The following is a 12098-nucleotide window of genomic DNA, read 5'->3' on the forward strand; positions in this document are numbered from 1 at the left end:
GGGCCCCTCGCGGCGAGGGGCCCGGCACCGGGCGGAGCGGGTGCGCGGGTGCGCGGTCAGGTGCGGCCCGCCGAGCGCTGGGTGCGCCGGGAGACCGAGTCGATGACGACCGCGGCCAGCAGCACCGCGCCTGTGATCATGTACTGGATGGCCGCGGCGATGCCCAGCAGGGCCATGCCGTTGGCGATCGAGCCGATCACCAGCATGCCCAGCAGCGCGGACCACACCGAGCCGCGCCCGCCGAAGAGGCTGGTGCCGCCGATGACGGCCGCGGCGATGGCCTCCATCAGCAGGTTGCCGCTGCCCGCGCCCTGGTTGGCGGCCAGGATGCGGGAGGCGATCATCAGTCCGCCGAAGGCGGCCATGGTGCCCGCGACGGAGAAGACCGAGACGCGCACCAGCTCGACGTTGATGCCGGCGCGGCGCGCCGCCTCGGTGTTGCCGCCGAGCGCGAAGACCTTGCGGCCGTAGGAGGTGCGCTTGAGGACGAAGTCCAGCGCCACCAGCACGACCAGGAAGATCAGCAGCGCCAGCGGCACGCCCCGGTACTGGTTGAGCGTGTGGGCGGCGCCGAAGGCGAGCAGGGCCAGCACCGCGGTGCGCACGACGATCTCGCTGAGCGGGCGGGCGGGGATGCCGGCCGCGGTGCGGCGCCGGGCGCCGGTGAACTGGACGGCGAAGAAGACGCCGACCGCGACCGCCGCGGTGCCGTAGGCGACGGCGATGTCGGTGAAGTAGTGGTTGGACAGGGTGCCGACCAGGCCCTCGCGGTCCAGGTTGATGGTGCCGTCGGTGCCGAGCACCTTCAGCATCAGGCCGTTCCAGGCCAGCAGGCCCGCCAGGGTGACGACGAAGGCGGGGACGCCGATCCTGGCGAAGAAGTAGCCGTGGAAGGCGCCGACCGCCGCTCCGGTGAGCAGCGCCAGGACGACCGCCAGCCACTCGTTCATCCCGTTGTTCACCGCGAGTACGGCGAAGACGGCGGAGGCCAGGCCGCTGACCGAGCCGACCGACAGGTCGATCTCGCCCAGCAGCAGCACGAAGACGATGCCGACGGAGATCAGGCCGGTGCCGACGATGTAGACCGACAGGTTGGAGAGGTTCTCGGCCGAGAGGAAGGCCGAGTCCTGCATCTGGAAGATCGCCCAGATGAGGATCAGGCCGACGACGACGGGCACGGAGCCCAGTTCGCCGGTGCGCATCTTCCGCTTGAAGTCGGTCCAGTAGCCCGCCAGGCCCTGTTCGCGCACGAGCAGGCGCGGGTCGACGGCCGCCGGCGCGCTGCCGCCGGAGGCGGATGCCGGGGTGGCGGCCCCGGAGTTCTCGGAAAGCTTGGTCTCACTCACGGTCGGCTCCCCGCGGTACGCGCCCTGCGGCGGGTCACGGCGTTCTCCGTGGCGCCGGTGATGGCGGAGATGATCTCTTCCTGGGATGTGCTCGCGACGTCGAAGACGCCGTTGTTGCGGCCGAGCCGGAGCACCGCCACCTTGTCGGCGACCGCCTTGACGTCCGCCATGTTGTGGCTGATGAGGATGACGGCCAGGCCGCGTTCGCGCAGCCTCTCGACCAGGTCGAGGACCTGGGCGGTCTGCTCGACGCCGAGGGCGGCGGTGGGCTCGTCGAGGATGACGAGCTTGGGCTCGCCCAGCATCGAGCGGGCGATCGCGACGACCTGCCGCTGGCCGCCGGAGAGGGAGGCGACGGGGATGCGGACGCTGGGGATGCGGATCGACAGGGTGTCGAGCAGTTCCCGGGCGCGGCGCTCCATCTCGATCTCGTCGAGGACGCCGGAGCGCAGGATCTCGCGCCCGAGGAACAGGTTGCCGACCACGTCGAGGTTGTCGCAGAGCGCGAGGTCCTGGTAGACGGTCGCGATGCCCAGGTCCTGGGCGTCGTGCGGCCGGTTGACCTCGGCGGCTCTGCCTTGCCATTCGAAGACGCCCTCGTCGGCGGGACCGACGCCGGCGATCGTCTTCACGAGGGTGGACTTCCCGGCGCCGTTGTCGCCCACCAGGGCGACCACCTCGCCTGCGTGGACCTCCAGATCGACATCGGTGAGCGCCTGAACGGCACCGAAGCGCTTGGAGATCCCGCGCAACGCCAGTACAGGCGTAGCGGACACGTGAACCAACTCCTAGAACGAGACGGGGCGCGGGCACCGGTGGGCCGGCGGGGTGCCGGACCGTTACTTCAGACCGGCCTTCTCGCACGCCTCGGCGTACTTGGCCGTGCAGATCTCCTCCACCGTGTAGAGGCCGTCCTCGACGACGGTGTCCTTGAGGTTCTCGACGGTCACCGCGATCGGCTCGATCAGGGTCGCGGGCACGTCCTTGGTGGTGGCGCTGTCGACGGTGGTCTCGGTCTCCGGCTCCTCACCGCGGGCCAGGGCGACGGCCATCTCGGCGGCGGCGTAGGCCTCGGGCTGGAAGGGCTTGTAGACCGTCATGAACTGGTCGCCGGAGACGATGCGCTGGAGGCCCGCCAGCTCGGCGTCCTGGCCGGTGACCGGCGGCAGCGGGTCGACGCCGGCGCTCTTGAGCGCGGTGATGATGCCGCCGGCCATGCCGTCGTTGGCGGAGTAGACGCCGACGATGTTCTCCTTGCCCAGGGAGGCGATGGCACCGCTCATGTTCTTGTTGGCCTCTTCGGGCTTCCAGCCGGTGGTGTCGTAGGACTTGCCCACCTTCACCTTGCCGTCCAGGACGGACTTGGCGCCCTTCTTGAACATGGCCGCGTTGGGGTCGGTCGGCGACCCGTTCATCATGACGATCTGGCCGTCCTCGGCCTTGCCGCCGAGCTCCTCCAGCAGGGCGGTGCCCTGGACCTTGCCGACCTGCTCGTTGTCGAAGGAGGTGTAGGCGGAGATCGGGCCCTCGGCGAGGCGGTCGTAGGCGACGACCGGGATACCGGCCTGGTCCGCCTTGTTGACCGAGCCGGCGATGGACTTGGCGTCCACCGCGTCCAGGATGATCGCGTCCACCTTCTTGGTGATCATCGAGTTCATCTGCTGCTGCTGCGTCGACGCGTCCTCCTTGGCGTTGACGTAGCTGACCTCGCAGTCGGAGCAGAGTTCCTTGATCCTCTTCTCTATGAGGGGCCTGTCGAAGTTCTCGTAGCGGGCCGTCTGGTCCTCCGGCAGCAGCAGGCCGATGGTCAGCGGGCCGTCCTTCTTCTCGTCGTCGCCCTCCGAGCCGTTGCCTCCGGCTTCCTTGGCGCTCCCGCAGGCGGCGAGCGAAACGGCCATGGCGGTCGCGGCCGCGGCCACGGCGGCACGGCGCAGTTGCGTGTTCATACAGAACCTCCCTGATGAGGCCGCGTCGCTGCGGCCGAGGTGGCAGGAAGTCAACTCGTAGTGACACCTGCCGTCAAGAAGTAAATTCTTAACGAGAACGCAACGATGCCATGCGTGAACAAAGTGAACGCAGAGTGGCAACGAGAGCGCTCTCGCCGCCGCGACACGGACACTGAAGCACCTTTTCGAGCTGGTTTGCCCCGTTCTTCTCTTCGCTTGTTTTCGGTGCCCGTCCCCGGTCCCGCCTCCCTGCCCGGTCAGGCCCCGGCGGGCGCCGCCACGGCGGGCACGCGCCCCGCCCCGTTCGGCGAGCCGTTCAGCGAGCCGTCCAGCAGTGTGGAGTCGCCCATCTCGCTCAGCACCAGCGCCAGCGCGCCCAGCACCTCCGCGCGGCCCCCCAGGGTTCCGGGCACCACCGTCAGCTGCCGGGCCGCGCTGGGGATGGCGTAGCGGGAGACCGAGTCGCGGATCGGGCCGAGCACCAGCTCTCCGGCCTCGGCCAGATCGCCGCCGAGCACGACCCGGCTGGGGTTGAGCAGGTTGCACAGGTTGGCGACGCCGCTGCCCACGTGGCGCCCGACATCGGCCACCACCCGGCGGCAGCCCGGATCGCCGGAGCGGGCGAGTTTGACCATCCCCGGCATGGTCAGGTCGGGTCCGTGGCTGGAGTGCAGCAGCGGCAGGACGTAGCGGGCCGCGGTGAACGTCTCCAGGCAGCCGCGGTTGCCGCACCGGCACACCGGGCCGGACTCGTCCAGCGTGATGTGCCCGATCTCACCCGCGGTGCCGCCCGGACCGCGGTAGATCTGACCGTCGATCACCAGGCCCGCGCCGACGCCGCTGGCGACCTTGATGTACGCCAGGTCCCGCGCGCCGCGCCCGCTGCCCCACACCAGCTCGCCCAGCGCGCCGAGGTTGGCGTCGTTGTCGACGTGGACCTCCACGCCGAGCCGGGAGGCCAGCTCCTCCCGCGGGTTGGTCCCCGCCCAGCCCGGCAGGATGGTGCTGGAGCCCAGCACGCCGGTCTCGATGTCGATCGGCCCGGGGACGCCCAGGCCCAGTCCGATGACCTTCTCCCGGCAGAAGCCGGTCACCTCGATCAGCCGCTCCGCCAGCCGCTCGGCCCGGTCGAAGCCCTGGGAGGCGGAGGCGTCCACGTCGATGGGCTCGGACTCCTCGGCGAGCACCTGGTGGGCCAGGTTGCCGACGGCGACACGCAGATGGGAGTGGCCGAAGTCGGCGCCGACGACGATGCCGGCGTCCCCCGACAGCGAGACGCTGCGGGCCCGGCGTCCTCCGGCGGAGGTCGGGGTGACCTCGACCGTGCCGTTGTCCTTCAGCTCCCGGACGATGTTGGAGACCGTCGCGGCCGACAGCCCCGTGGTCCGCGCGATCTCCGCCTGGGTGAGCGAGCCCGCGATGCGCACGGCTCGTACCACCCGTTCCAGGTTGGCCCGGTGCAGAGAGGACTGCGACCCCGGAGTCTCCACGACTCATCCACTCCCGCCTCGACGGGCGGCTCGACGACCTGCCCGCGGGCCGCACCACTCCGAGGAGGTGCGGCTTGTCTCCAATACGTGAACCATAAGGACAGCCCGAAGCGTTATCTTCCGTCAAGACCTTGAGCGGGGTGGGCGCTCAGATGTTGCCCGCGCACGGAAGCCGGAAGGCGGCCACCGGCGTGCGGCGGCCGCCTCGGGGCGGACGGTGGTGGGCGGGGGCGGGACTACTTCAGCGCACCCGCGGTCAGTCCGGCCTGCACCTGGCGCTGGAAGACGACGTAGACGACGAGGATGGGCAGCACCGCCAGGGTCAGTCCGGCGAAGAGCCCGCCCCAGTTGCCGCGGTAGCCGGTCTGGGCGGCCAGGTTGGCCAGGCCCTGGGTGAGCACGTACTTGTCGGCGTCGCCGACGTGCACCACCTGGGGGATCAGGTACTGGTTCCACTGGCCCAGGAAGTTGAAGATGCCCACGCTTATCAGGCCGGGCTTGGCCATCGGCAGCATGACCTGGAAGAAGATCCGGCTGTGCGAGGCGCCGTCGATCTCCGCGGCCTCCGCGACCGAGGAGGGCAGGGTGCGGAAGAAGGCCGACATGAAGAAGACCGTGAACGGCAGCGAGTAGGCGATGTAGACCAGGATCAGGCCGTGGTAGGTGTCCAGCAGCGCGAAGTTCTTCATCACGAAGAACAGCGGCACCAGGGCGACGATGATCGGGAACGCCATGCCGCCGACGAACAGGAAGTAGACCAGCCGGTTGCCGGGGAAGTCGTAGCGGGCCAGGACGTAGGCCACCATCGAGCCCAGCAGCATGGTGCCGACCACCGAACCACCCACCACGATCACCGAGTTGATCGTGTACTGGCCGATGTTCGCCTCGTTCCAGGCGAAGGACCAGTTCTCCCAGTTCAGTCTCCGCGGAAGCGACCAGGGGTCCTCCAGGATGGCGCCGGAGGACTTGAGGGAGTTCATCACCGCCCACAGCAGGGGCCCGGCGGCCATCACGGCCCACAGCACCAGGAAGGCGTGCGAGAAGGCGCTGAGGGTGCGGCCCTCCGTGCCCGCCCCGTCCCGCCCGGCGCCCCTGCCGGGTTCCTTCGCGGGCCGCTGGGGACCGGCTGTGTCCCTGGTGCCCCTGGTGCCCCTGGTGAGGGCCTCGGCGGTCTCCTCGGGATCCCCCGGCCTGAGGGAGCGTGACGGTTCGGCAGTGGTCATGGCTGGTTCTCCCGCTGGCCTGTCAGAACTCGATCCGGTCCTTGCTCCGCCCGAACGCCATCGCCGCCACGGAGAAGACCATGGTGACGATCAGCAGGGCCACGGCGACGGCGGTGGCGTAGCCGGCCTGTCCGTCCTGGAACGCCTTGTTGTACAGGTAGACCGGCGCGACGATGGTCGAGTAGGCGGGACCGCCCGCGTTCACCGTCAGGATGTGCACCACGGCGAAGGCGTCGAGCGCCATGATGCCCATGTACACCCAGCCGGTCTGCACGGTGTCGCGCATCAGCGGCAGGGTGACGCGGAAGAACGTGGTCGTCCGGCCGGCGCCGTCCAGCAGCGCCGCCTCGTAGATCTCGCGCGGGATGGAGCCCATGGCCGCGGAGAAGAGCACTACGTAGAAGCCGACGTTCGCCCACACCATCACGACCACGACGCACCAGAAGGCCAGCCGGGGGTCACCGAGCCAGCTCTGCTGCCACTGACCCAGGCCGACGGCCGACAGTACGCCGTTGAGCAGGCCGCCGACGGGGTTGAAGATGTACTTCCACAGCACCACCACGATCGCGATCGACAGCGCCTGCGGGAAGAAGTAGACGATCTTGTAGAAGCGTGAGCCGCGCACCCCCGCCACCGCCTCGCCCCGCCGGTGCCGGCCGCCGACGTTGAGCATGAAGGCGAAGAACAGGCCCAGCCCGAGGGTGACGACGGGCAGGACCAGCAGCAGCAGGACGTTGTGCCACAGCGCCTCGCGGAAGATCTCGTCCTGCGTCAGGCGGCTGAAGTTGTCCAGTCCGACGAAGGCGAAGTCGCTGCTGAGGCCCGTCCAGTCGGTCAGTGAGTAGTAGAACGTCTGGAAGAAGGGCGACACGACCAGGACGCCGTAGAGCGCCAGGGGCCCTGCGAGGAAACCGGCGATGAACCGGTACTTCAGACGGGTCCGGTGGCGGGGGGAGACGCACCGCTCCCCCCGGCCCCCGCCGACCCTTCCCGGCGGGGGCGCCGCTTCCCTGCCGGCCTCGGCCACCGCCGGGCTGTCACTGGCCATGCCGCCCCCGTCCCATCTGCGTCCTCCGGCTGTTCCGGCTCGTGCGGCTCGTGCGAGCCGTACGGCTCCCGCGGGGCCCGGTGGGGATCCGGCTCACGCGTGCTCGTACTTCCTGACCGAGTCGTCCTTGGCCGTCCGGTCGGCGTACTCCTGGCACTTGTCCATGGCCTCGGCGGGCTTCATCCGGCCGGCCAGCAGTTCGGCGAGCACCGAGCCGATCTGCTCCTTGTGGAGGGTCTGGTACCAGTCGAAGATGCGCGGGTTGACCACGTTGTCCCCGGCGTCCCCGAGCACCTGGCTGGAGGAGGCCAGTCCGGGGGACATCTCCATGCCCTCGGTGGCGCCGGCCACACAGGTCAGCGACTTCACCAGCCTGGAGAAGTTCTGCGCCGACTTCCTGCTCAGCATGATCCGCAGCAGTTCCATGCCGCCGGCCGGGTTGCCGGCCTGGGCGGGCACTATGAACGGCTCGCCGGCCTGCGCCCACAGGGTGCCGAAGGGCATCTTGTCGGAGTCGTCCAGTCCGGTGACCGCGCCGCAGGCCATGTCGAAGTCGGCGGGCGTGGTGTCGGCGGCCTCGTTCTCCACCCAGGAGCCGTTGGGGATGAAGAGGCACTTGCCCTTGGTCCACTGGGTCTGGGACTGGATGTGGTCCAGCCCCGGGGTGCCCCGCAGGATGTACCCCTTGGCGGACAGCTCGTGATAGGCCTCGAAGGCGCTCTTGACCGCGTCGTGCTTCCAGGCGTTCGGCTCCAGGTTGTCGATGGAGTCCAGGACCTCCCGGCCGCCGATCTTCCCGATGAACGGGTAGAGGGTGAAGGGGATGTAGTACGGGTGCTGGCCGGCGTAAGTCCAGCCCGCGATGCCCTTCTTCCCGGCCTTGGCGCACAGGGCCAGCATCTCGTCCCAGGTCCTGGGATACTCCCAGTCGTTGTCGGCCAGCAGCTTCCTGGAGTACCACTGGCCGTAGACGGTGTAGGCGTAGTTCAGGCGCCAGACCTTCTCGTCGCCGTACTGGCCCATCTCGATGGTGCCCGGCAGGAGAGTGTCGCGGACCCTGGTCTCCGGGTCGTCGAGGGAGGGGGCGTCCAGCAGGGGGGTCAGCTCGGCGAGCTGGTCCTTGGCGATCAGGGTGGCCGCGTCCATCTGCTCGGCGCCGGAGTTGTCGATGAGGTCGGGCGGGTTGCCGCCGACCATTCTGGGCTGGAGGACCGAGCGGATCTTCTGGGTGGCGGTGAGCTCGACCTTGCCGTAGCTCTCCTCGTAGACCTTCGCGGCGTCCTTGCCGTACTGGGTGCCGAAGCCGCCGTCGAAGATGACGAAGTCCAGGCCGGCGTCCTTGTTGACGCCCAGCGGGTTGTCCTCGGTCTTCTGGCCCTTGGCGACCTCGGTCCCGCCTCCGCCGTCGCCGCTGGCGCAGGCGGAGAGCGCGCTCATGGCGGGGACTGCGATCAGGCCGGCCGCGGTGGCCCGCTTGATCAGATCACGACGGTTGACATCGGTGGATCCCATGCTCAAGTCCTCGCCTTCCGTGAAGGACTCAGGCGGTGTGCCGGAACTCCCGGACACCGCCGTGAGTTGAAGCAGAGTTGTGCGGGATGTAACGCCGGGTCGTGCGGAGCCGTGCCGGTCTCGCCCGTACCGTTCCTCCAGAGGCACGGCCTTTCTGATTCTCGTCTTCTGATATGACCGCTCAGACGCCGACAGGTATAGTCCACTCTCCTTCCGGTGGGCAAGATCGGTGCGCGTTCGGGTGCCAGTCTTTCCCGAGTTGAGACCTCCGGGAAACGCGGCGGGGCCGTACCTCCCACCATGGGAGGTACGGCCCCGCCGTCACCCCTTGAACGCTGCCGCCGGCCGGCGGCCCGCACGGTCACTCGCACGGTCACCCGTACGGCGGCCGGCGGCGCCTCGGGTACGGATCACCCACAGCTCACTTGCGGATCAGCGAGCGCAGCACGTACTGCATGATGCCGCCGTTGCGGTAGTAGTCCGCCTCACCGGGGGTGTCGATGCGCACCGTGGCGTCGAACTCCACACCGGTGTCGGTGGTCACCTTCACCGTGCCCGGGATGCCGCCCTCGTTCAGCGCGGTGATGCCGCTGAATGAGAAGGCCTCCTCGCCCGTCAGGCCCAGCGACCCGGCCGACTGCCCCTCGGGGAACTGCAGCGGCAGCACGCCCATGCCGATCAGGTTCGAGCGGTGGATGCGCTCGTAGCTCTCGGCGATGACGGCCTTGACGCCCAGCAGCGCGGTGCCCTTGGCCGCCCAGTCCCGCGAGGAGCCCGAGCCGTACTCCTTGCCCGCCAGGACGACCAGCGGGATGCCGGCGGCCTGGTAGTTCTGGGAGGCGTCGTAGATGAAGGAGACCGGCGCTCCCTCGACGGTGAAGTCGCGGGTGTAGCCGCCCTCGGTGCCCGGTGCGATCTGGTTGCGCAGACGGATGTTGGCGAAGGTGCCGCGGATCATGACCTCGTGGTTGCCGCGGCGCGAGCCGTAGGAGTTGAAGTCGCGGCGCTCCACACCGTGCTCGGTGAGGTACTTGCCGGCCGGGGTGTCGGCCTTGATGGCGCCCGCCGGGGAGATGTGGTCGGTGGTGACCGAGTCGCCCAGCTTGGCCAGGACGCGGGCGCCGGAGATGTCCTGCACCGGCTCCGGGTCCATGCCCATGCCCTCGAAGTACGGGGGCTTGCGCACGTAGGTGGACCGCGGGTCCCACTCGAAGGTGTCGCCGGTGGGCACCGGCAGCGCCTGCCACTGGGCGTCGCCCGCGAAGACGTCCTGGTAGGAGGTGGAGAACATGTCCTCGCCGATGGCGGAGGCGACGACGTCGTTGACCTCCTGCTCGGAGGGCCACACGTCCTTGAGGAAGACCGGGGCGCCGTCCTTGTCGGTGCCCAGCGGCTCACGGGTGATGTCGGTCCTCATCGAGCCCGCGATGGCGTACGCGACGACCAGCGGCGGGGACGCCAGGTAGTTCATCTTGACGTCGGGGTTGATGCGGCCCTCGAAGTTGCGGTTGCCCGAGAGCACCGAGGTCACGGCGAGGTCGCCCTCGTTGACCGCCCTGGAGACCTCCTCCGGCAGCGGGCCGGAGTTGCCGATGCAGGTGGTGCAGCCGTATCCGACGAGGTTGAAGCCCAGCTTGTCCAGGTACGGGGTGAGGCCGGCGCGGTCGTAGTAGTCCATGACGACCTTGGAGCCCGGGGCCAGGGTGGTCTTGACCCACGGCTTGCGGGTCAGGCCCTTCTCCACGGCCTTCTTGGCCACCAGCGCGGCGGCGACCATGACGTAGGGGTTGGAGGTGTTGGTGCAGGAGGTGATCGCGGCGACGGTGACGGCGCCGTGGTCCAGCTCGTACTCGGTGCCGTCGGGGGCGGTGACGGTGACCGGGTTGGACGGCGCGTCGCCGGCCGGGCCGTCGGCGTGCCGCGGCGCGCCCGAGCCGTTCTCCTGGTGGCCGTAGGCCGGGGCGTCGGAGGCCGGGAAGGACTCGGCGCTCGCCTCGTCCACCGGGGAGGCCACGCCCTTGGGCTGCTCCTGCGCGGGGACACCCGGCCTGCGGTCCTCGCCGCCGGTGGCGCCGGCGGAGACGTAGGCGCGCACGTCCTTGCGGAACTGCTCGGCTGCCCCGGCCAGGACGATGCGGTCCTGCGGGCGCTTGGGGCCGGCGATGGAGGGCACGACGGTGGAGAGGTCGAGCTCCAGCTTCTCGGAGAAGTCCGGCTCGGCTGCCGGGTCCAGCCACAGGCCCTGCTCCTTGGCGTACGCCTCGACCAGCGCGATCTGCTGGTCGGAGCGGCCGGTCAGGCGCAGGTAGTTCAGGGTCTCGCCGTCGACGGGGAAGATCGCGGCGGTGGAGCCGAACTCCGGCGACATGTTGCCGATGGTGGCGCGGTTGGCCAGCGAGGTGGCGGCCACGCCCTCGCCGTAGAACTCCACGAACTTGCCGACCACACCGTGCTCGCGGAGCATCTCGGTGATGGTCAGCACCAGGTCGGTGGCGGTGGTGCCGGCGGGCAGCTCGCCGGTCAGCTTGAAGCCGACCACGCGCGGGATGAGCATGGAGACCGGCTGGCCCAGCATCGCGGCCTCGGCCTCGATGCCGCCGACGCCCCAGCCCAGCACGCCCAGGCCGTTGACCATGGTGGTGTGCGAGTCGGTGCCGACCAGGGTGTCGGGGTAGGCCTGGCCGCCCCGCACCATGACGGTGCGGGCCAGGTGCTCGATGTTCACCTGGTGGACGATGCCGGTGCCGGGGGGCACGACCTTGAACTCGTCGAAGGCGGTCTGGCCCCAGCGCAGGAACTGGTAGCGCTCGCGGTTGCGGCCGTACTCCAGCTCCACGTTCTGCGCGAAGGACTCCGGGGTGCCGAACTTGTCGGCGATGACGGAGTGGTCGATGACCAGCTCGGCCGGGGCGAGCGGGTTGATCTTCGACGGGTCGCCGCCGAGTTCCTTGACGGCCTCGCGCATGGTGGCCAGGTCCACCACGCAGGGCACGCCGGTGAAGTCCTGCATGATCACGCGGGCCGGCGTGAACTGGATCTCCCGGCTGGGCTGGGCCTGGGAGTCCCAGCCGCCCAGCGCCCGGATGTGGTCGGCGGTGATGTTCGCGCCGTCCTCGGTGCGGAGGAGGTTCTCCAGGAGGACCTTCAGGCTGTACGGCAGCCGGGCGGAGCCCTCGACCTTGTCCAGCCGGAAGATCTCGTACGACTCGTCGCCCACCTGCAGCGTGCTGCGGGCGTCGAAGCTGTTCGCCGACACGACAGTCTCCTTCAAGTGCATGGGTTCGCGCGTACCACCGCGATCCTGCCGCCCCGGGCCCCGACCACTTCGCTCAGGTTCACCTAAGTCGAGGGGCGCCCGGCGAAGCCTCGGTGGACGCGGCGGCGGTACGCCTCTCGGTAGATATCTCGATGTCGAGATAACTCTAGTACATGGCGGCCCCACGGTCATGCCCCGCCTGACTCCGGGTACCCACGCGCACCCCCCACGTACCGGCGCGACGCCGGATGGAGATGCACCCGGGAGGCAAAAGGGT

8 protein-coding genes are annotated in these 12098 nt (G+C 69.6%); all 8 read right to left on the reverse strand.

All coding sequences use genetic code 11. The features are described 5' to 3' along the window. Positions 1-56 precede the first annotated feature (56 nt). Positions 57-1346, reverse strand: coding sequence for a sugar ABC transporter permease (locus tag LJ221_RS06965; protein WP_241714694.1), 1290 nt, complete (start codon positions 1344-1346; stop codon positions 57-59). Further along, entirely contained in the window at positions 1343-2131 is a 789-nt protein-coding gene (locus tag LJ221_RS06970) for an ATP-binding cassette domain-containing protein (RefSeq protein WP_241714696.1), read from the reverse strand. Before LJ221_RS06970 ends, LJ221_RS06965 begins: the two co-directional genes overlap by 4 nt. A gap of 54 nt (positions 2132-2185) precedes the next feature. Further along, positions 2186-3292, reverse strand: coding sequence for a sugar ABC transporter substrate-binding protein (locus LJ221_RS06975; protein ID WP_241714698.1), 1107 nt, complete (start codon positions 3290-3292; stop codon positions 2186-2188). Positions 3293-3549: 257 nt separating this feature from the next. Continuing rightward, positions 3550-4782 carry an ROK family transcriptional regulator gene (locus LJ221_RS06980; RefSeq protein WP_241714699.1) on the reverse strand — a complete coding sequence of 411 codons (1233 nt, stop codon included), beginning with the start codon at positions 4780-4782 and terminating at the stop codon, positions 3550-3552. A 236-nt stretch (positions 4783-5018) separates the two neighbouring features. Continuing rightward, positions 5019-6005, reverse strand: coding sequence for a carbohydrate ABC transporter permease (locus LJ221_RS06985; RefSeq protein WP_241714702.1), 987 nt, complete (start codon positions 6003-6005; stop codon positions 5019-5021). Between the two features lie 22 nt (positions 6006-6027). After that, the gene (locus tag LJ221_RS06990; RefSeq protein WP_241714704.1) at positions 6028-7053 is read right to left on the reverse strand and encodes a carbohydrate ABC transporter permease; all 1026 of its coding nucleotides are present in this window, start codon (positions 7051-7053) and stop codon (positions 6028-6030) included. Positions 7054-7146: 93 nt separating this feature from the next. Beyond that, positions 7147-8565: an N-acetylglucosamine/diacetylchitobiose ABC transporter substrate-binding protein gene (gene ngcE, locus LJ221_RS06995; protein WP_241714705.1), complete on the reverse strand. Its 1419-nt coding sequence runs from the start codon at positions 8563-8565 to the stop codon at positions 7147-7149. A 421-nt stretch (positions 8566-8986) separates the two neighbouring features. Continuing rightward, positions 8987-11821 (reverse strand): aconitate hydratase, encoded by a 2835-nt coding sequence (locus LJ221_RS07000; protein WP_308314734.1) that lies wholly within the window; start codon positions 11819-11821, stop codon positions 8987-8989. Between the last annotated feature and the right edge of the window lie 277 nt (positions 11822-12098).

The organism is Streptomyces sp. CNQ085, assembly GCF_022614595.1.
In the GTDB taxonomy this organism is placed as follows: Bacteria; Actinomycetota; Actinomycetes; order Streptomycetales; family Streptomycetaceae; genus Streptomyces.

Coding starts and splice junctions, on each gene's coding strand:
- ngcE (WP_241714705.1), bottom strand. CDS start 8,565: ATGGGATCCACCGATGTCAACCGTCGTGATCTGATCAAGCGGGCCACC.
- LJ221_RS06985 (WP_241714702.1), bottom strand. CDS start 6,005: ATGACCACTGCCGAACCGTCACGCTCCCTCAGGCCGGGGGATCCCGAG.
- LJ221_RS06975 (WP_241714698.1), bottom strand. CDS start 3,292: ATGAACACGCAACTGCGCCGTGCCGCCGTGGCCGCGGCCGCGACCGCC.
- LJ221_RS06990 (WP_241714704.1), bottom strand. CDS start 7,053: ATGGCCAGTGACAGCCCGGCGGTGGCCGAGGCCGGCAGGGAAGCGGCG.